This window comes from Flavobacterium sp. (assembly GCF_027484705.1).
Taxonomy (GTDB): Bacteria; Bacteroidota; Bacteroidia; order Flavobacteriales; family Flavobacteriaceae; genus Flavobacterium.
In genome coordinates this window covers 60738-82530 of the sequence record NZ_JAIXSL010000018.1, presented here as the reverse complement: position 1 = coordinate 82530, position 21793 = coordinate 60738, and the positions used below count along the sequence as shown (strand labels likewise).

Below are 21793 nucleotides of genomic sequence, written 5' to 3'. Positions count from 1 at the left end.
GACCAATGGTAGCTTTTGTTGCGATGAATGGAACCTTTGTGTAGATACTAAAAACTCACCGATAAAGTCTTTATTCCTATATTTACATCAATAATCATAGAAGCCTTATGCTGTGAAAGAAAAGTCGAATAAATACCTTATCGTCGCCCTTCTTATTGGAATCGTATTTCACGGTAGCGCTATTTTCTTTACTTTAGAAAACACTTACGACGCTTTAATTCATTTGTTTTTTGCGAATCACTATGCGCATAGTTGGTTCGAACCTTGGAATTACAGTTGGTATACCGGCTTCACAGTAATGGGTTACCCGCCTTTGGTGCATCAATGCATTGCCTTGCTTTCGCTGCTTGGGGGGTTAAAATTCGGATTGTTTACCGTTGCTTTATTGGGCGTTATCCTATTCATAACTGGTGTATTTCGATTTGCTTTATTGCTCACAGGAAATAGAACCGTCGCAGGGTATACCGCTATAGTAGCCGTTTTCTCATCTTCTTTCGTGGAGACACTTCACATCTTCGGTCAATTACCAAGTATTATTGGAATATCCGTTTTGATGCATGCCTTACCCGAAATTTACCTTTGGATTAAAACCGGCCGATACAAATATTTTTTTACAGCGATTTCGTTGATGGCAGTTACTGTTTGCTCGCATCATGTTACGCCACTTTTCGGAATGGTCTTCTTTATTTTTCCATTAATCGGCATGGTGATTATGGATGTTTCCCGTGAGAAAGTGTCGGGTTATCAGGAAGTGACTTTTAAGATATTCTTCCAATCGTTTTTGACTTTATTCAAAAGAATTGTTCTTTTTGGTGGTACTTCTGTTTTCCTTCTGATTTTTTGCATTCTTCCGTATTGGATCAATTCTAAAAACAATCCGATCACGCAAGTTCCGATTCCGCATGGCAGTCGCGATAGTTTTCTTCAGGTTACGTCTTCCGGATTGATGTTCTTTCTGATTCCGTGGGGTATTTTGTTGTTCTTTCTTCCTTATTTGTTTTATCGTTATTATAGCAAGCGCTATTTGTTTTTCGGCTTTTCGCTGACTTTACTAACGGTGTTAGGAACCGGTGGCACCACACCAATTCCGCTACTATTATTAGGCAAAAATGCATTTAATATTCTAACGCTCGACCGTTTTACATTATGGGCATCGATTATGAGTTTGCCGTTGTTTGGCGAATTGGTCTATCGCTTTGTAGAAGGCGATTTGCGCGAAGCCATTCAAGTTCGCTTTGGTTCCGTATACCATCGCATTCTCGGCGGATTATTGGCGGCAAGCTTTTTAGGCATGGCGGTATTCACGATTACTTTGGGGTATTTCAGGCCTTTTCAACCCCAAAAAATCAACACGTTGCCGATTGTCAATTTCCTCAACCAAGACCAGCACGATCAGTGGCGCTATTTGCCTTTAGGGTTTGGCGATCAAATGGCTACCTTATCCTTGCAAACAAAAGCCCTAACGGTAGATGGAAATTATCATTCGGCACGTCGACTTCCGGAATTGACTTCACGCGCGGTAGAACGTTTGGAAAATTCTAAATTTCGAGGTCTTGAAGGCATCGGTTCATTACAACAGTTTCTGACCGTTCCAGAAAAATACAATTTGAAGTACATTTTCTCTAATGATAAATTCTACGATCCCATATTGTATTTCTGCGGCTGGCACCGATTGTCGCAACTCGAGAACGGGATCATGGTTTGGGAAAAACTCAATGTGCCGCCCTTATCAAAGATACTTCCGTATGAAGATGTTCCGGTGTATCAAAAACTGATGTGGGGCATCATTCCACTTTTGACCGTGATCATCGCTTTTGTATTGAATATTCAAATGCTGTTGTACCAATCGCTAAAATTGAAAGTCCTGGCCACGCCTGATTTCTTTCATTTTACGATTCCATATAAAAAATTTTCCAACCAATTGATTTCGATATTGCACGGATGGTCGCTCGTCTTAATTGTGATTATTGGTGTTTTTGTTTATCAATTGTATCTCAGCAATGCCACGCAAATCAGCCCGAAGAATGTCGTAAAGTCCTATTATGATGCTATCGATTTTAAAGAATTTGAAAAAGCCTACTCATTGGTTGTGCCCGATAAAAGTTATCCGCTATCCCAGTTCTTGTTGGAAACTTCCGTTCAAGATGGTATCCTCAATTCCTACGCAAAGTTGGATGCCATTGAAATGAAAGTCGTCAACCAATCTGATAACAAAGCTAAAATTGTAGCGCACACCAAATGGATTACTCCGCTTGAAATCATCAACAGAGATTACATTCATGAAGTCATTAAAATCAAAGGAAAATGGTTTTTAATTCCCAACAAATTGGATGTTGCGATTCCGCCCGATCAATTTGTTTCAAGCAACACCACCGAATTTTACAAACACGGCAGAAGAGCCATCTCCACGCAACAAACCTATCACGATGACGTTTTGAAACAACCGGTTTTAGAAATTTTGTCTGCAAAGCTTATTAAAAGTAACAAAGAATACATCATCATCGGCACGCTTCAAAATGTGGATAATGTTCCTGCTGATGTCACGTTGAAAGCCAGTTTATACGATAAAAACGACAAGCAACTCGCCTCGCACAATGCGAAATATGTCATCAAACACAAACTGATGCCCAAAGAAATTACCAGTTTTAGGGTCAATTTTGAAGACATTGCCTGGCTCAAAAATACAGATGTAAAACCCACGACTTTCAATCCGAACGAATTTACGCCACTTAACATCAAAGGAACTCCTGTAACTTTCGACATTCAAGCCGCAGGTAACGTCGCAATAACCGATTTGTATACGTCGGTAGCACTTTCCGATTTGACGATTGCAAACCAGCAAGTGCAAGGCACCTTATTTAATTTCGGCATTCAGGAAGCTACCATTCCGGAACTACTCGTTTCGTATTATAACGCCCAAAAAGAACTGGTGTATGTCGATCATGCGTTTATGCACGAAGGCGTTCGCGTGCAGCGCAAGCATTATTTTCAATACGATTTGTTGCATTTGAATGGCATTTCCATACTGAAATCTTCTTTAAAAAATTGCTTTGTGAACGGATTGGACAATGCCTCGATATCAAAAGCCGTTGTTCCGAACAGAAAGGCTAATGAAGAATGGGAGCAACTACAAAAAGTAAAAGGTAATGGGTTCGACTACATCAAAATCGAACTCAACAATTATATCGGAAATCCACGCTAATGAAGAAAATGCTTTACATATTAGGATTGTTAAGTGCTTTGCTTTTTTTAGCTTTCGGAACTGCTTTGGTTTCAGATGAAAAAGTAGCATTTGAATTGGTTACTAAAACGAATGCTTTTCAAGCTGGAGGACCGATACAACTTGAATTCTCCTCACAGTCAAAAACGGAAAAACCAGCATTATTCCTGATTCATTCCTACGGAAAAACGTTGGTAGATGCAACAATGGAAAACGGAAAGTATAGCTTTAAAATCCCGGTGAATTATTGCCAAAAAACGGGCGTTGTTTCTTGGTTTTTAATCAACGGCTCAAAAAAAACAAATTCAGGAACCTTTGAGATAGCACCCAATTCACAAACGAAAACACAAATTGAAAATTATCTTGGACCCAGAAGTATTCTGGCCGGAGGTAAAGAGTTTACTATGATGGTTACGGTTCCTACAGATGGTTTTGACAATCCGCTTGCAGACAACAGCAAGGCTATCATCAAGCATCAATTTCTTAATTCGATTACAGAAACTCCGGAAAGCACGAAGAATTTCATCGCATGGAAAAACATCTTTTCGGAAAGTAAATCCGGGAAATTACTGGTTTCAACGGAATGCAATTCCATTTCTTCTAAAGAAATTGAAACCGAAGTCTATCCGAATATTGCCACCAATTTCAGCATAAATTACAGTCGAAACCACGATTTTGCAGATGGGAATCAAATCACCACTTTTACCACATCAATGATTAAAGATCCTTTCGGAAATATAGTCAGCGATGGCACGCTCGTTACTTTTATCATCACGACCCAAACAAAAATGCTACTCAAAACCTTTGGCACCACCATAAATGGTATTGCGAATGCGCAACTGCTGCACCCGGATCATGCCGAAACTTATAACGTCAAAGGTTATGTGACCGGAATCGCCGAGAGTAACGCCATCATACTTGCTTACAAACCCATGATGCAATCGTTTGGTTATTCGTTTTCGAATAAAAATAGGACGCTGGTCGTTGGTCCTTTAAAAAGTTTCATGAATCAGTTGGTGCCCGATGGCATTCGAGTTACTGTGAAAGTCTTTCACGGTACTAAACTAGTAAACACATTACACGAAGAAAGCAGCAAAGGAAATGCGACTTTTAAATTGTCTTCTGATTTTTATAAAGAAAAAGAGTATCGCTTTGAAATAAGCACTTTAGGCGTAACCCAAACCACGGAACCCAAACATTATGACATTAATTAACAATAGAACTACTATCCGAACAGTCTTGATTGCTTCTTTTATTGCAGTCAATTTGATGGTGCTTTTTGGCATTAGTACGGTACTCGATTATTTGAATTCCGGAGCCGATAGAACTTCCATGTTGCATTTGGATAAAGAAACCGTCAACACCTATTTGCCGAAAGTAATTTGGGAAAGTCTTGACAATCCGGGTCGCGTGATGGAACCGAACACTTTGAAAACCATTGAGAAGCATTACCTTTTTTCATGGTTTGTCAAAAACAAAGCATTGGAAAACAACAAGAAAGCAGGTATTGAAGATTATTACACCCAAAATGCCCGCATCAATTTATACCGCACGATTGCCGATAATTCTAAAAAGAAAATCACCATTGAAAGCACCACTTTAGAGCATCATCCGAAATTAGAATTCTACAGTGCTGATGGGCAATTGGTGGTTTTTACCGATAAAAATGTAGTCGAATTTCAAAAGGTATTTCAGGCCAAAAAGGAAATCACCACGATTCAGGACACAGCGACTTATAAAGTAATGATGTTATTGGAAGATGGTTTTTGGCGCGTGCGACACATCCAAAAAATGAAGAAGGATATTTTGCCATTGGATACCATTGTTTCGCAACCCGTATTTAAAGTCAGTGGTAAAAAGATCCTCAAAGACAACGAAGAATTTGTCATCAAAGGCATCAATTACTATCCAAAAAATTCCGCTTGGGATACTTTTGGGGAGCGGTTTAATACGGATACGATTGCGCGCGATTTTGATATTATTAAAAACGCCAAGCTCAATACGATTCGGATTTTTATACAATACGATGATTTTGGACAAGCCGATGTGAAGCCTGAAAAATTAGATAAATTAAAACAGCTTTTAGATTTATCAGCATCTAAAAATCTTTACGTTATCGTTACTTTGTTTGATTTTTATAGTGATTATACCATCGAAAATTGGACCTTAACGCACCGCCATGCTGAGAAAATCGTATCCGCATTTAAAAACCACAAAGCCATTTTAGCTTGGGATATGAAAAACGAACCCAACCTCGATTTTGAAAACCGAAATCAACAGAATGTGCTCTCTTGGTTGGATCATCTGCTTCCTGTTATCAAGAAAAACGATCCCAATCATTTGACTACGATTGGTTGGTCGAATTCGACTGCAGCAGTACATTTAAAAGACCAAGTGGATTTTGTTTCGTACCATTTTTACCATCCGATTGAAAACTTTGAACACGAACAAAGCACTTTGGAGAAAGCCGTTGGGAAACCAGTAGTCATTCAAGAATTTGGACTTCCGTCCTACAAAGGCCTATGGAATTGGGTTGGAAATACTGAAGAAGACCAAGCTGCTTACCATCAAAAAATGCAAGTGCTATTCAAAAAGAATAACCTTGCATTTGTGTCGTGGACGTTGTATGATTTTCCGAGTATTCCAGATCAAGTTGCTGGAAAATGGCCTTGGCAAAAAAACAAGCAGAAACGATTTGGTTTCCTCAATTCAGAAGGAAAGAAGAAACCATCCTTTTCATACATTTCGAACTAATAATTTGGAGAGTTTACTGATTTCAATTTCGTCAAAACGATCCAAATACATGCCGACAATTTTATCCATCGATAGGGCACAAGCCGCTTTATAATTGGTTTGAGCGATACGACGTCGGTAGGAATCGTCTTCTAAAATCGTAGCAATTGCTTTCGCCAAAGAATTAGCACTTTCAGGATTGAAAAACTCACCTTGATAACCTTCTTCTTTCACTAACAAACTCAAATCGCCTAAATCTGGCATCACGACGGCTTTTCCGTAACTTCCGGCTTGGTGTAGAACACCTGAACTTCCTGTTGTAGAGGTGTATGGAAAAACGACTACTGCGCTTTCGTTGAACAGGGTTGCCACTTGATTTTCTTCTACATAGCCTGTGAATGTTATTCCTGAAACATGCGCATATTTTTCTTTGACCGATTGCAAATAACCAGGCGTATTCGGACTGTCGGTTCCTGCGATGACCACTTCGATAGGTTCGTTGTTGTTTTTCCTGATTTCTTCGACGGCTTCAATTAGAATTTCAACCTTTTTATAGGTTCCGAATTTACCAAAAGCCATGACTTTCTTCGGTCCGTTGGGCAAATCATAATTGGGAGTTTCCGGAGTTTCAAACGAACCGTGCGGAATTAAAACTACATTTTCTGCTTTATATTTAGCACTTAATATATCGACATATTTGCTGATGGTTACCGCCACTTTATCGGATTGCAACAAACATCTCGTGAGATTGGTTCCAATGAAATTATAGATTTTTTCTACCCATTTATTCTTGGTAAAACCAGCGCTTTCCAAATCCACTTGCTCTAAAATATTGTGCAACAGAACGATTGTATTGCTTCCTAGCATTTTCAAAATCATGGGTATCATCAAACCTAACGCTGCTGGAATTTTTTTATCGCCGAATTTTACAAACTGCAAATTGAATAAAACCGCGTCTGGTTTCTCTTTCAAAATGGCTTTGATAATGGTAAAGATGTTTGCATAACTATTGAATTCCCAGCATTCATTTACCGTTACTTTTTCACTTTGATCAAAATCCAACTGTTTTGGTGCTGCTGTTTTATCAGTGATCAAAACCAATTCGGTTACTTCTTGTTTTTGAACAAAATTCTTTACTAAATGATAACCATATTCGTTTAAGGTTACTTTACTTGGCGGGAAAGCTGTTACAACTGCTATTTTCATTTTTACGATGTTTTAAATTTATAGTGCAAATATCGAATGGTTTCCAAAGGATTTTCGAACTATTCGACGAATGGAAATTTAGTTTAGACGAACGTTCTTTTTACTGTGATAAAAGAAGTAACTCAATTGGAAAATTAAGAGCACAACCATGGCAAGAATCTGCATTTGTACGACTTGTTCCAGACTTTTATGGAACCCGATGATGAGCCCGATTTGCGTCAATCCTAAAATAGCAGAAACCAAAACCGGAACGTATTTTCCAATCGACAGGAAATAATATGCAAAAATATTAGCAATGGCAAAAATCGAAGTCGCTAGTGCATATTGCCATAATAACGGCGCAATCGAAAGGTATTTTGAACCAAACATCACATCAACCACGGTTTCCGGAAATAGATAACTTCCTGCCACAATTCCTGTAGACAAAAGCACAATATAGCCTACATACTGCAACAAAATGGGTTGCGTGTTTTTTCCATCTTTTTGAAGCTGGATTACTTTGGGCAACAACAACATCACGAACATCCAGGCCACAAAATAGACCACACGTCCGATTAAGGCTAAAGAGGAATACAAACCGGCTTCATCGTTCGAGAAATAATGTTTTACCAAAAGAATATCGCTGTTGTTGATGATAATTTGGGTGCATTCATAAAATGCGGTGAGGGCAAAAAAGGTCAAGATGCTTTTCGTAGGAATGGATTCGTTTGGAATTCGCGCAGCACTTTGCACCAACCGCTTTTGAAAAGGAAACAAGCCAAAGACAAAAGAAATCAGAATTCCTGCAGCTACAGCAATTGAAGTAGGAATTTCAGGTAAGAACAATACAGTCAGAATCGTAATCACCAGACGACTGATCATTTCTGTTTGATAGGTGATTGCCATCTTGTGCAAACTGTTTTTCCCTTGATACAATCCTCGATTGATGCTGATCAGAAAGTAAAGCGGAATGCCGAATCCGAAAATAAAGAACATCATGGCAGTTTGCGTATGAAACAAAACTTGCAATTGCTCATTCAATGCTACGATTACAGCCCCAATCACAACGCCAAGATTGATGCCTGATCGGGTTATTTTTTTTATGAAAACTGTCAATGCTTTTTCTTCGAGTAACACCGCGTATTTTGAAGTTACGATTTGAAAAGTCATGCCTAAAAACGAAAGCACCAATAAAAAAGTAATCAATATGGCGGCATCTGAAAAGGCAGCCGGACCTAAAATCCTTCCCAGTAACAGGTTGTAAAAGTAGTTACCGGCATTGACCACAAGCATTGTGAGCATGAAGATTTTTTCTTCACTGAACGGCTTATGATTTAAAAAGCGACTGACGTTTATTGTTCTCATATTGTTGAATTAGAAGCGTTAGGACAATTAAAATTAAAGTACGTCTCTACGTAAAATGTAACTTAGTTTCTCTGTTTGAAACCGATCGCTGATTTTTTGGTTTTCCTGTCCGATGATATAGAAGATTTTATTGCTTGACATTGCTTTTTTGTATAATGAAGCAATCGCTGAAACCGCCGAGGTATCGATGTCGACTAATTTATTTAAAGAAAGTGTAATCATTTTGGAACGCTCAAGTAAAGCTTCGAAATGATTGTTTAATGAAAGTACATTTTGCGAATTTAAGTCGCCATTGATTTCGAAAATTCCTGCATTGTTTGTGATTTGTAAAGCCATGATATTTGATTTAAAAAGTTTATATTATTTGTTATTTCTGATGCAAATATCCAGCGTTTGGCCACGAGACCTCGATATTATTCGACGAATGGCGGTTTGCTGTAGGTGAAATATCATAGGTTTGTCCCTAACTTGCACTCATTAATAAACACACCATCGACGAATGAAATTAATACACCAAACGGTTCTGTTTTTTCTGATTACTTTAAGTAGTATCTGTAGCGCTCAAAATATGAATGCCGGATTCAGCCATCTTGAAAAAGGCGAATTCAGCCAAGCCGAAGTTTTTTTCAAAGACATCTTAAAAGATTATCCTCAAAATAAAACCGCCCGTTTGTGTTATGCGAGAGCTGTCGGTTTAAATAAACAACCTGAAGCGGCCTTGCAAATGTTTATCGAACTGAAAAATGAATATCCAGGCGATCTGGAAATCGAATTGAATTATGCCGAAGCCTTATTATGGAATAAGAAATTTGCCGAGGCTAAAGTATTCTACAGCAACTTGGTCGCCAACAATCCAACCAATTTTGTCGCGCATTTGGGTTTCGCCAATACATTATCTAATCTGAAAGAATTTCCAGATGCTTTAATGAATGTGAACAAAGCGTTGGAGTTGTCGCCCGGAAATTCAGGCGCATTGGTTTCCAGAAAGTATATCAAATTGGGTTATGCGAATGATAAGGTGAAAGAGAAAAAATACGCCGAAGCGGAAACTTTTTACAATGAAATATTAGCCGACTTCCCGAACGACAAAGAAACCTCATTAAACAAAGCCAATTTATACCTTATCAGTAAAGACATTGCCAAAGGAAAAGCGACCTATAAGTTGTTGTCAGCAACCGATCCGATATTGGCTTTGAATGGACAGGCATTAATTGAACATATTGATGGTAAAGATGCGCAAGCCTTACAAACTTCCCAAAACGCCATGACTGCGGTAAAAGAAAGCAGTGACGAAACTTTAAAAAAGCAAACCTACGAACGCCACGTACAAGCTTTAATCTGGAATAAAAAATTTAAAGCAGCAGCCACGGAAATTAACGAATTGAATACGCATTACACCAACGAGAATTGGTTATTAGCACTTTCAGCAACATTATCTATTTATAAAAGTGATTTTAAAGACAGTATCCGTTATTATGAAAACATTCTGGTCAATGATGCCAAATCGTTTGATGGAAACCTGGGGATTGCCAATGCTTATTATGCTTCAGGCGAAATCGACAAATCGTTTGCCGCGGTAAAAACCACGCTAACTATTTTTGAAAACCAAAACGATGCTACGAATTTTCTAAAGAAACTAAACGAAGAACACACGCCTAACGTAGAAGAGAAAATCAGCTATTCGTTTGATAACGGAAACAACACTGCAATAACTTCTCGAACCTTATTGACTTTTCCTTTGTCGACAAAATGGGCGCTAAATACAACGTATCAATTTAGAAAAACAGGCAATAAGAATACGAATGTCAAAGCGGAATCGAATGATTTTTTAGTGGGTTTTGGTTATAAGTTTCATCCGAAAATTAATTTTAATGCGGAAATTGGAGTGACTTCCGCTTCTTCTACCTTCAGCAATTATACACAAGCTTTAGTGGCAGCATATTTCAAAGTCAAGCCTTACAAATTGCAAGATTTAGAAGTGGGTTACAAACGCGAATTGCAAAATTTCAATACCGATTTGATCGACCAACAAATTGCGACCAACAATTATTATTTGAATTACAATATGGGAACCAACATCAATTTGGGTTGGTTTACGCAGTATTATTACACCACGCAAACGGACAGCAATACGAGAAACCTTTTGTTTACTTCGTTGTATTATAACATTCTTTCGAAACCCGTTTTGAAAACCGGATTCAATTACCAGTTCATTACTTTTAAAGACCAAGTGCCCACGATATATTTTAGTCCGAAGAAATTTAATGCGTACGAAATCTTCGTCGATTTTCTGAAAGATGAAAAAATTGCGTTGCCCAAAAGTATTTTCTACAATGTCAATGCCGCTGCAGGTTATCAGTATATTGAAGACAACGACAAACAACTTACTTACCGCATTCAGGCGCGTTTTGGTTATAAGTTTTCCGATCGTTTGCTGGCCAATCTTTATGGCGGTAAAAGTAATATCGCTTCGGCATCGGTGGCAGGATTTACTTATACGGAAATCGGATTCCGTTTGCGCTGGAGTTTGTTCTCGAAACCATTATTTAAGACGAAATCTTAATGATGAAAAAAATTAAAGTTGTTTGATTGGGCGGCTTTTTTTTATGCGTCATTCTTACAACGATTCCATTTTAAACCAAGCAGCATCATATTATCCGATTAAGCTTTAATTGGGCTTTATTGCAGTATCAATCTATTTAACTTTAAGAGGTGATGCAAGGCATTGAGGCGATGTAACAGATGATATTTAAGAAAGATTGTTCCTGAAATTTAGGAGTCTTCCCATTGCAATAAAGGGGTTATAATACGAATTAAATACGACGCTAAAACTTTTCAAAATAGATGCCTCGATAATAGCATGACGTTAGTTTTACTGAAGTGTTATCGTTGGTTTGCGCTGGCCAAAGTAGTGTGAAGTATTTCTGTAAGTACGATTTCTAAAGCAGAGCAGTCACCACTTTTTTCTCTGAAACCCAGGCGCAATGGCCTCAACCCACTATGATCTAAACGCACTGCGCTAAGCTTTGAACAACTCACTATTTATGTAACAAGATTTAGGTTTGAGTGATAAGAATCTTTTGTGTCAATTTTTTCGAAAAAAATATTTTGACACAGATTTTGTGTCAAATTTTTTGAAATCTTTTTTTTGACAAAGGTTTTGTGTCAATTTTAAAAAGATAAATGTTTTTGACACAGAATAAAAATGGTAAGGTTGGTTTGAGATTGGAATGGTATATTTGAAAAGATCCTTATGGCCTTACCAATTGCGTGCGTCGCGAACCACTATAACCGCAGTGTAAAGCAATCGCTAAGCATTTAGGTTTTTGGATTTATTAATTTTGCTAAATCAATCTAAAATGGTGTTTCTAAAAAAAGTAAAAGATTGATGCGAGCGTAATTTTGGCGTTTGATTTAATCTGTTTTTGGCAAGAGGTTGTCTGTGTTTTGCACAAAATTAAAACGTTCAACTAAAAGCGATTGGATTCGGTATAACCACAAAAAGAAAAAGGCCATCATTACTGACAGCCTCTTTCCGATTATATAATTGGGTTATTTACTTCACTAAAAACTTGCTTTGGTATTTTTGATTGTCCTGGGTCGTTACTTCAAAAAAGTAAAAGCCTTTTGAAATACCGTCTAGCGAAATCGTTACTTGATTCGATTCTACTTCGTAGGTTTTATTTTGCAAAACTTTTCCTGTCAAATCAATAATTTGTACGGTTGCTTTTGAAGTTTGTACAGGCAACACTAGGGTAGTAGTACCCTGACATGGATTCGGGTAATTGTATAATTGAGCAGTCGTTGCATTTTCAAATCCTACCGTTCCTAAAGCAGATGCGCTTTTCAATGCTAAGTTGGAAATGTTCGTTGAAAACGGTTGAAACGTGCTGTAATTCCCATGAACCGAAAACACAAATCCTTTGATTTTTTCATGGTTGAATTGCGTCCCAAAACTGTTCGTGAAATCAGAGAAAGCAATTGTAGTTTCTGTAGCGGTAGCATGCGCCGGGATTTGAAAGCGCAAACGGTTATTCCAATCGGTCGTGTTTTCTGTAACCAATATGACTTCCATAGGCAATGAATTCTGAATGGTAAATCCAACGGCAGCGTAATCACTAGCATCAAAAGTTAATTCTCCAGGCAACATATTTCTGAAGACATTCAACGTTCCTAACACTTGTCCGTTTACTTGCACATTTCTTTCAATAGCATACGTATCAGAAGCTACGGCTGTTGACGTGTTAGTCATTTGATAATTCTCTATGGTAGTTTCTGCAGACACATAATCCAATCCCCAAGGTCCGTCTGCCATGTATAAGGCATCTTGTTGCGGAGAATTGTTTCCGGTGATTGAAAATCCAAAATCGAACAAGCCACCTAAATCTAAAACTACTTCTTGATTGTAGTCATTCGTTAATGCGATGTTTTGAGAAACATTTTCTAACGTTGCCAATTCCGTCACTTTTTTATTGCCCTCTAAAAGCATGGATGCTGCTCCAGACTTATTGATGATAGACAAATGCAATGCGCCATTTTTATAAAAACCTTTCTTTACGAAAACCGTTGGAATTCGGTTGCTTACGGTTTCTGTAGTTAAAGCACCTTGCGACTGATATTGCGCCAAAATATAATTGGTAATGCTACTCACTTGCCCCATAGAATTTCCCCAAACCTGGAAATTAGTATACGCTCCCGTTGGATATTGTGCAATATTCCAGTAACTGTGTAATTTGTTTTCGCCAACCAATTGTTGTACGGAGAAATTCAAAGCAAATTCAATCGCGCCATTGGCTCTTTTGATTTTGACCATGATGATTTCAAGACCGTTCAAATTGATGGTTCTCACATCTTCTAAAGTACTGTTGTTCAAACGATCGCAAATGGCCTTTGAGTGACCGTAAATTCCACCTGTTGTAGCAGTTGCTAAAACGGCAGCCACTCTGTTTTCACCTTGATAATAATCAACGGAATACACTTGATTCGCATTGGTAATTCCGATCAAATCGGTCGGACTCGAAACATAAGTGGTTTCAGTGCCAAACAATCCGCTACCTGGAAGCAACGCTGCAAAATTAACTTGATCGTTTGCACGCAATTGTGTTCCTTGGGCTGCGGCATACGTTGTTTGTATTGGTTTGCGATCGGCAAAGCTATTCGTTTTGATTCTTTTAAAATTTCGTTTTGCAATTAAAGTGGCTAGATCGCCTTTGCTTTCCAGTCCGCCATTATTTCCCGAAGTAACATCATTGGCACTACTAACATCCGCCAGATTAGTACAACGAATGGCTTCGTAAGGATTTGATGTGATATAAAAAACGGCATCATTAAAATCATTGTCGCAACTGGTATTGTCGCGGCGAATGTCTTCAAAGCCAAGGATGACGCGTTGGTTGTCCGGGTCATTCAACAAAACATTGTGTTGGCGTAAAGCAGCTGTTGCTTCCGGATTAAAATTTGGATTTGAAAACAAACGCCACAAACCACTGGTCACTTGAGTACCATTCCAGGCATTGGCAAGCAATACCCAGCCAATTCCTGTTCCAGCAGGAAAAGTACCAATTTTCACTTTATTACCTGCGACTAAAGAACCACCGCTTCCTTGCGCAGAAACATTAGGAAAAACAATCGTAATTTGACTGGCTGTGGGAGCCGTTGTAGGAGGATTATTAATGTCGTAAGTATAAAATCCTAAGACGTTTTTGTAACCCGCTCCTTCAGTTACGAAAGTCACCCAAACATCGGCGAGGCTGTCAATAATAATGTCGGTGCCATAACCTGATGAAATGTACTGCGGATTGTAGGTTGGTACTGGATAGCTTTCAGGTAAAGAATTACTTACTAGCGTAAGTGTTGCTTGTGTGATAACGTCACTAGGCGCAAAATATAAAGGCGTTCCGTCTGCAGTATAGGATCCTAAATATTGATAAGTCTGCCCGTAATTTACGGTGCAAAAGAAAAATGTAATGAGTACTAAAATTCGTTTCATAATTGAGTTTTTTAAAATTATGATACAAATCTAACAGCTTGGTTACGGACTCTTTTTAATATTAGATAGAGGCAAACGGAAGTGTCGGTGGAATACGGTTTTCTTTCGACGAATGATTTAGAGTAAATTCAAGCGCTTCATCAATTCTGGGCGGTTGGCACGGCTGACCGGAATGACATCTTTGCCGATCAAGACGCTGTTGTCTTCAATGTCGATGATTTTTTTGGTATTGATGATGAACGAGCGGTGCACTTTCAAAAACAAATCTTTAGGCAATTTGTCTTCAATTTTTTTAAGTGTGGAATGCACGACGTAGTTTTTCCCTTCGGTTTTGATGTGGATATAATCGCCTTTGGCCTCGACAATATTGACCGCGGCAAATTCAATTTTGATTAAACGACGATCGATATTGATGTAAAATTCGTTGGCATTGTCTTCTGCCACCGCTTTATTCGCAGTTGTGGCAGCGGTCAATTGTTTGGCATTGGCTTTCTGAACGGCTTTTAGGAAACGATCTTCGGTGATGGGTTTTACTAAATAATCTACGATGCACTCGTATTCGAAAGCTTCGATGGCGAAGTTTTTATCAGAAGTAACTAAGATAACTTTCGGTGGATTTTTGATGGTTTGAATAAAGTCGAAACCTGTAAAATCAGGCATGTGAATGTCGAGGAAAATCAAATCAACCTGATGCTGATTTAAATATTTGATGGCTTGCATTGCGTTTGAAAACTCTTGAACTAATTTCAATGGAGCGGAGTTCTCAATCATTTGTCCAATGATGGCTCTTGCCATTTCTTCGTCGTCGATAACAATGCAATTCATAGCTTAAATCAAAATTATAATTCCTGAACAAACTGTTGCATCACTTCTAGAATAGCTTCAAAGTCCGAATGCAACACGGTGTTTTTGTTTTTCAATTGTGTTTCAAATTGTTCAGCAATATAATAACTTTTTTCAAGACCTAGTATGGAAATTTTGTGTTTCAATTTGTGCACGCATTGTGCCGCTTCAGCCCAATCATTATTGCGCATTTGGTTTAGATATATCTCTATTTCTTCAGGCAATTCCCGTTTTAAAATGGCAATCATCTTAGCTTTAAATTCGAGATTATCGCCCGAAAGTTGGTCGATATAATTGTTGTTGGGTTGTTCCATTAGTTTTTGGGTAGGGTGAAATAAAAAGTAGTACCGGTATTTTCTTGGCTTTTTAACCAGATTTTACCATTATAGAGATCAATGATTTTTTTTACAATTGAAAGTCCAATGCCAGAAGATGCATCGTTGTTATGAAGTTTCGAAAAGACATCGAAGATTTTGCTTTGGTATTTCTCTGCGATGCCAATGCCATTGTCTTTGATGTAAAATTGCATTTCTGTTTCTGTTTCGGTGCTTCCAATTTCAATGGTTCCGGTTTCTTTGTCGTTGTATTTTATTGCATTCTGAATTAGGTTCTGAAACAATTGCTTGAAACGATATTGATTTCCAAATACTTTAGGTAAGGTATTGTTTACAGTCAAGGTAATGTGATTGGGAACATGAATCGTACGAACCACTTCATCAATCAAAATGTTTAAATCAATCGTTCGGTCTTCTACTTCTTGCTTTTCTACTGAAGAATACACTAGTATGCCTTTAATCAGCAAATCCATTTTTTCAACATTGGATAAAATGGTCTGCATCGATTTTTTATTCTCGCCAGTCATCATTGTGGCATTGTCTTCCATAAACCAGTTGATCAAAGTATCAATACTGCGTAACGGTGCTTTTAAATCGTGCGATACCATGTGCGCGTATTCATTCAGCGCTTGGTTTTGTTTTTCAAGATTGATTAATAATTCTTCCCGTTGCTTGTTGATTTTGATAATTTCAACGGCTTGTTGTTTGATGTATTCGGAAGATTTCAGCGTATCAGTATTAGAAAATTTAGAAGCGTCGAGATTCATAGAATTCAGGATCGACTCTAAATTTCTATTGATATCTTTCAAACTTTCCGCTTCTTCTCGCAATTTTTGGTTTGCAGCATACAGTTCATCCGAACTAATTTTCATAGCGCGCTGCAACATCGCAATTTGCTCCTCATAATTTTCATAGGAATTGTCGACGGCTTTAAAAAATAAGTCGATATTATTGAGACCGGTATCCAAATGCTTGGCAATTTGTCTTTTTAATAAGGAATTCATTATTCGCTGATTAAGGTTAAGGTCATCGTTTGGTTGTGCAACTCACAAGCGGTCTGACCATTAAAAGGCGCCATTTCGCCATAAGAATAAAAACCAGTGATGGCGGTTTGTTTCCCGATGATTTCCTGCACTTGTTCTATTTCTTCTTCAACTCTTTGGTTCATGACTAATTTTCTTCCGATGCAACTGACCAACAGAGCTATTTGTGGGGGTGACTTTCTGTTTCTCATAGCGATTTCCGCGGCATGTTGGGCGCCGGCGGCAATACCATCAACGGAAGCCATCATGAGTTGCACCCTTGAATTTACAGGAACATCTCCGGCAAGCACCATCGAATTGTTGTCATCATTGATGCTTAGAATCGTGCGTACCACCGGTTCGCTTTTGCCTTCAGGAGTCACGTTCAAAGGATATAATAGCGACGCTTGAGGCAATTCGCTGGCTTTGTCACCCAAATAATTTTTATATAAATCGAGCGCAGGCTGATCGTCAATTTCGAAAAGAATATTGGCTTTGGCACTGGTGATTTTACGCTCCGGACCAAATGGAATCCAGCCGCCAAAACTCGCAAAAGTGATTTCTAATGTTGCTCCGTAAAAACCAATCAAAACGACTTCGCCTTCTTTCGGATTTTCTTTATACGACGCAAGGGTCTTTAGGAATCTGGCATCATCGCCACACATTCCGCCGGTGATCGAAACTGCATCGGTCAGTTTGTTTTCAAGACCATCAATCAACGAACTGCCATTGACGAAACTGCCTTCTGACAGCACAAACAAGTGCTTTAAATTGGCTTTGGGGATCTTAGCATACAAAGCTTCTCCGAGTGGTTTTGCTTTTTTGTCGAAGTTTAAAATGTTCTCGGTGACGATTTCAAAACTGCTTTTTTCAAATTCGATGGCGGTCACAACAATAGAATCATCATGCACCTGGTTTGCGATGATTTCACCTGAAGTGGAACCAAAAATAAGATGCTCATAAGGAAATTGTTCTCGAATATCGGCAATGACTTCTTCCTGCTCTAATAAGAAGCGGTTGGCAAAAATCAATACCAAAGGATTGTTTAATACGGTATTTTCCTGAAGGAATTTCCAAGGTTGGTTTTCTGTTTTTGAAGCTTGAACTATTTTCATAGAGGAACAAATTATTTGTTTAGTTGAATATAAAAAGTGGCGCCTTGATTGATTTCACTTTCGATCCAGATCTCGCCTTGATACAAGTCGATGATTTTTTTTACGATAGACAGCCCGAGCCCGGTTGATTTATCGCTGGAGCCCAAAGACTGGAATATTTTGAATATTTTTTCCTGGTTGTCTTTGGCGATTCCTGGACCGTTATCTTTTATTGAAAAAACGTAATGCTTGGGCATCGATTGGCAATCTATTTCAACTATTCCGCTAGGTTTATCGATATAATTTACGGCATTGCTAATAATATTTTGAAACAATTGCTGGATTCTGAAACGATCTCCTTTGATGACTGGTAAGCTATTCTTGATGGTAACCGAAATATGCGGTGGAATATGAATGATATTGATGATGTTTTGAACAATTTCATGGGTGTTGATGTTTTCCATGGCCACATCGGCTTTGTCAATTTTGGCGTAAGTTAGGATGCCTTCGATCAGGTGGTCCATTTTTTCTACTTTGTTTTCCATCATGCCCAGATACTGCAAGGTTTGAGGATTAAACTCTTTGTCATTATCCTCTTTAATCCATGTAATCAAAGAATGGATGCTTCGTAAAGGCGATTTTAAATCATGCGAAACAATCGCGGCGTAATCTTCGAGTTCTTTATTGCTTTTCGCTAAGCTATCCACCAGGAATTCTCTTTGTTGTTCCAATTCTTTTTTCTTGGTGATATTTTCCTCGATTGCAAAGAATTTCACAATCTCATTTTTCTTGTTATACAAAGCCTGCCCTTGAATGCTGACCCAGTATTTCTTACCAGCTTTAGAATAATTGACAATTTCACAATTGAAAGGCAATCCTTTTTGGATGCGGTCTTTCAAGTAGATTACTGTTTCCGGATTGGTTTCCGGGCCTTGCAATAAATGGCCTGGTTTCTTTCCTATGATTTCCTCCATCGAAAAGCCAGACATGCCTAAAAAACTAGTATTAGCCCATTCAATTAAACCATTTTTGTCCGCGATAAGTACGGCATTAATGTTTTTTTCAGCAATAAGCGACAACATCAATAATTGCTCTTCCTGGGCTTTTTGTTCGGTAATATCGAGATGTATGCCAATAGATCCGATGACATTTCCGTTAAGGTCATAATTAGGAGCTCCGCTAATTAGCCAATTTCTTTTTTCCCCTTTTTTATTGAATATTTTTATTTCGTAGGAATCGGTAACACCTTGTTTTCGGGTGTCATTTTTGGAAAGAATGATTTTTTGGCTTTCACTAGGCATCAACAATTCAGCAGCTTTTTTGCCAACCAACTCTTCTGAAGCATAACCACTCATTTCATTAAAGCTGTTGTTGGATAATGTGATCACATCATTCAAATCAACTTCCAGTAAGCCCAAATTCATGTTGGCGATAATACTTTGGTATTTGCTTTTTTCTTTTTCTAAACTTTCGTCATAGCGCTTTTTAAGGGAAATATCCTCAAGCATCGCGAAATACTGCTTTACCTTGCCTTGTTCGTCAAAAATCGGTTGCCCTTTGGTTCTGGACCAGAAATGACTACCATCCTTTTTGCCGTGAATGAGTTCTACTTCAAAAGGTTCACCCTTATAGAAAGGCGTAAGCATTTTTGAAAAATCTTCGGTATTGGTATGCTCGCATTTCCCAATTTCTATAGGCGTCTTGCCTAAAATAAACTCTTTAGGAAAGCCTGTTAAATTGGTGTATGCATCATTGCACCAGAAAATAGTGCCATCAGGATACGTAAAGACGATTCCGTTTTCATTTGAACTCGCTACCAGAGACAATCGTTCTAATTCGGCCCTATTTCTTTTTTGTTCTGTGATATCTCGCCCATAAATATTAATGTACTTTTCTTCTTTAAGGCTTTTACACACAAACGAATAATCTTTAGATCCTGATTGGGTTTCAAAAATATAGCGCTCTTGGTCTACATCAATTTGGGGGCTAATGATTTTGAAAAAAGTGGCTGCATCGTATTCTCTACCTTCATGAATAAAGGACAAGAGCGTTTCAGCCGCAGGGTTTCTTTTGATCAAATTCCCATCAAAATCGATTCGAATCAAAGGATCCGGATTTTGTGTGGGAAACAAGGCGATGTCATGAATTTCTTTGTTGGCTTTTTTTAGATCATTTTTTTGTTTGTTGATCGTGATCAGCGTTTCTTTCAGTTCTTTAGCAGAAATTTCCTGATTTTTTAAAACGTGAAGTAAATCTAAAAGGGGATCGTGAATAGCAAAATCATTAATAGTCAGACTTCTTTCCACCACCTCGTTCATCGAGTTGAACCAAGGCGAGCCCACAAATAGCAATTGTCCGTTAAGAAATTCAAATTGTCCTCTAAGTGCAACACCATCAGCATTACTTTCAATAACTACTAATTGATTACTGAAATGCAATAACGCATCAAAGGTATTGGTTTCGGCCTGCGGTCTTTTGAGTATGAAAAAGGCATTAAACGGAACATTCGCTTTTAAATCAGGGCAAATTTTAGCAATGCTTTTCCCGAATCCTACGATTTGAAAAGCGGCGTCGATTAGAATAAAATAAGGGAATAATTTATTAAAAGATTCTTCTTGAAATTTAAATTCTAATCCGTCCATTTTTACCAGCTTATTTTGAATATTTCGTGTGTACTTCCTTCGTTTCGGGTTTGCATCAATTCGATTGTGACCGGTGTATCATACATTTTTCCGAGTCCTTGAATTAAGCCTCTCACAAATTCTTGCAACCCTTGACGTTTAGAGAAATAATGCAACTGAATGCTGTTTTCAGTCACGTCGCTCACTTTAAATTCCGGAGGTGTTAGTTTGGGATAAATCAGCATCACCCGATTGTGGAAGTTGGGTAAATTTAATAAAAATTCTTTAAGGTTATTCCCGCCAGACTGCATTAATCCGGTGTATTTTTCAGAAGTTGTTTTGATGACCCACCATTCGCCAAAAGCAATCAACACATCGCCAACCGTCATATTCATTTCTTCCGAAACCGCCACTGCTAATTTAAAGGTAACGTCGTCGTCATAGGGTTCGCTACTGATGAAAAAGTCAATATCGATGCCGCTTCGCTGCTTAATCGCTTCCCATTTTTCCTCGCCGAAGTTGGCTATGACCAAATCTTCGATGGCTTTGTTTACAATTCCGTACATACTATTTATTGAGAAATTAATTCATTCGCGCTCCAGTATTCGAGCATTTTTTGGATACGATCAACGTAATCTTCGTATTTCAAAGGTTTTAAAACATACCCGGCAATTCCAATTTTATAACATTCCATAACATCTTTATGATTGTTGGAAGTAGTTAAAATAATGGATGGGATGTACTTTAAATAGTCGTCATTCTTTAAAATTTGTAAAAACTCGATGCCGTTAATACGCGGCATGTTCAAATCTAAGATAATAATGTCTGGAATGATTTCTTTTTCTTTTAAGATAGCTAATGCTTCTTCACCGTTATTGGCTTCAATGATTTTGTGATTCATCTTTAAAGTGGTCAGCACTCTGTTGAATTTCATCACTTCAATCGCGTCGTCTTCGATAAGCAGTATATTTAATGATCTAGCCATTTGTTTAGGTATAAGTATCCAATTTCAAAACTAGGTCAAAGGGTGTCATTGTCGTTTTTTTTTCGTTAATCACCGTTTAAGTGTAGACGAATGGTAGAAAAGTGTAGACGAACGATAATAGTTACAAGTTGGAAAAGCTAGTTTAGATTAATAAAGTTCATAATCTACATTTAGTTTTTACTTGGTTAAAAGACTAAATTTTAATGAAACTAAAAAAATGAAATTAGATAAAAATACTGAAATCTTAATATTAAGTATTTTGGGATTAAGGGTTGTTTCGAGTGTATTGGCTTCGCCCATCCATCAAAACTTGGTTTTTAAAATCCTTAAAAAATGCTCAAGTGTGCTTAGTTTTGTTGAGCATTGACTGGATTGCATATCCAGAATAAGCTCCGTTTTGA

At 38.0% G+C, this 21793-nt stretch carries 15 protein-coding genes; 4 read left to right on the top strand and 11 right to left on the bottom strand.

From position 1 onward, the window contains the following. Positions 1–112 precede the first annotated feature (112 nt). Genes Q0058_RS11335 through Q0058_RS11325 form a run of 3 tightly spaced genes read left to right on the top strand, consistent with a single transcriptional unit; the run spans position 113 to position 5974 of the window. Positions 113–3202 carry a hypothetical protein gene (locus Q0058_RS11335; RefSeq protein WP_298223997.1) on the top strand — a complete coding sequence of 1030 codons (3090 nt, stop codon included), beginning with the start codon at positions 113–115 and terminating at the stop codon, positions 3200–3202. After that, positions 3202–4434, top strand: coding sequence for a hypothetical protein (locus tag Q0058_RS11330; protein WP_298223995.1), 1233 nt, complete (start codon positions 3202–3204; stop codon positions 4432–4434). Before Q0058_RS11335 ends, Q0058_RS11330 begins: the two co-directional genes overlap by 1 nt. Then, a complete protein-coding gene (locus tag Q0058_RS11325; RefSeq protein ID WP_298223993.1) occupies positions 4421–5974 on the top strand; it encodes a glycoside hydrolase family 2 TIM barrel-domain containing protein in 1554 nt (517 codons plus the stop codon). Before Q0058_RS11330 ends, Q0058_RS11325 begins: the two co-directional genes overlap by 14 nt. On the opposite strand, the gene Q0058_RS11320 is transcribed toward Q0058_RS11325, so the two are convergent. The 3 genes from Q0058_RS11320 to Q0058_RS11310 form a co-directional block, all read right to left on the bottom strand. Continuing rightward, positions 5957–7159, bottom strand: coding sequence for a glycosyltransferase (locus Q0058_RS11320; RefSeq protein ID WP_298223991.1), 1203 nt, complete (start codon positions 7157–7159; stop codon positions 5957–5959). The genes Q0058_RS11325 and Q0058_RS11320 overlap by 18 nt on opposite strands. Positions 7160–7237: 78 nt before the next feature. Further along, on the bottom strand, positions 7238–8440 hold the full coding sequence (locus tag Q0058_RS11315) for an oligosaccharide flippase family protein (protein WP_298223988.1): 1203 nt from the start codon (positions 8438–8440) through the stop codon (positions 7238–7240). 96 nt (positions 8441–8536) lie between these two features. Continuing rightward, complete coding sequence (locus Q0058_RS11310) at positions 8537–8839, bottom strand: STAS domain-containing protein (RefSeq protein ID WP_298223986.1); 303 nt, start codon at positions 8837–8839, stop codon at positions 8537–8539. 163 nt (positions 8840–9002) lie between these two features. Between Q0058_RS11310 and Q0058_RS11305 the strand changes: the two genes are divergently transcribed. Next, the gene (locus tag Q0058_RS11305) at positions 9003–11066 is read left to right on the top strand and encodes a hypothetical protein (RefSeq protein ID WP_298223984.1); all 2064 of its coding nucleotides are present in this window, start codon (positions 9003–9005) and stop codon (positions 11064–11066) included. Positions 11067–12059: 993 nt separating this feature from the next. Here Q0058_RS11305 and Q0058_RS11300 read toward each other — a convergent pair. From Q0058_RS11300 to Q0058_RS11265, 8 genes are all read right to left on the bottom strand, one after another. Next, positions 12060–14492 (bottom strand): DUF4114 domain-containing protein, encoded by a 2433-nt coding sequence (locus tag Q0058_RS11300; protein WP_298223983.1) that lies wholly within the window; start codon positions 14490–14492, stop codon positions 12060–12062. A 117-nt stretch (positions 14493–14609) separates the two neighbouring features. Further along, positions 14610–15317, bottom strand: coding sequence for a LytTR family DNA-binding domain-containing protein (locus Q0058_RS11295; protein WP_298223980.1), 708 nt, complete (start codon positions 15315–15317; stop codon positions 14610–14612). 14 nt (positions 15318–15331) lie between these two features. Next, positions 15332–15649, bottom strand: a complete 318-nt coding sequence (locus tag Q0058_RS11290) for an Hpt domain-containing protein (RefSeq protein WP_298223978.1) — start codon at positions 15647–15649, stop codon at positions 15332–15334. Further along, a complete protein-coding gene (locus tag Q0058_RS11285; RefSeq protein ID WP_298223976.1) occupies positions 15649–16674 on the bottom strand; it encodes an ATP-binding protein in 1026 nt (341 codons plus the stop codon). The genes Q0058_RS11290 and Q0058_RS11285 overlap by 1 nt, the downstream gene beginning before the upstream one ends. Continuing rightward, positions 16674–17807: an FIST N-terminal domain-containing protein gene (locus tag Q0058_RS11280; protein ID WP_298223974.1), complete on the bottom strand. Its 1134-nt coding sequence runs from the start codon at positions 17805–17807 to the stop codon at positions 16674–16676. The genes Q0058_RS11285 and Q0058_RS11280 overlap by 1 nt, the downstream gene beginning before the upstream one ends. Positions 17808–17818: 11 nt before the next feature. Further along, the gene (locus tag Q0058_RS11275) at positions 17819–20428 is read right to left on the bottom strand and encodes a PAS domain S-box protein (protein ID WP_298223972.1); all 2610 of its coding nucleotides are present in this window, start codon (positions 20426–20428) and stop codon (positions 17819–17821) included. 2 nt (positions 20429–20430) lie between these two features. Continuing rightward, a complete protein-coding gene (locus tag Q0058_RS11270) occupies positions 20431–20973 on the bottom strand; it encodes a heme NO-binding domain-containing protein (RefSeq protein WP_298223970.1) in 543 nt (180 codons plus the stop codon). A 5-nt stretch (positions 20974–20978) separates the two neighbouring features. Beyond that, a complete protein-coding gene (locus tag Q0058_RS11265) occupies positions 20979–21392 on the bottom strand; it encodes a response regulator (RefSeq protein ID WP_298223968.1) in 414 nt (137 codons plus the stop codon). Positions 21393–21793 lie beyond the last annotated feature (401 nt).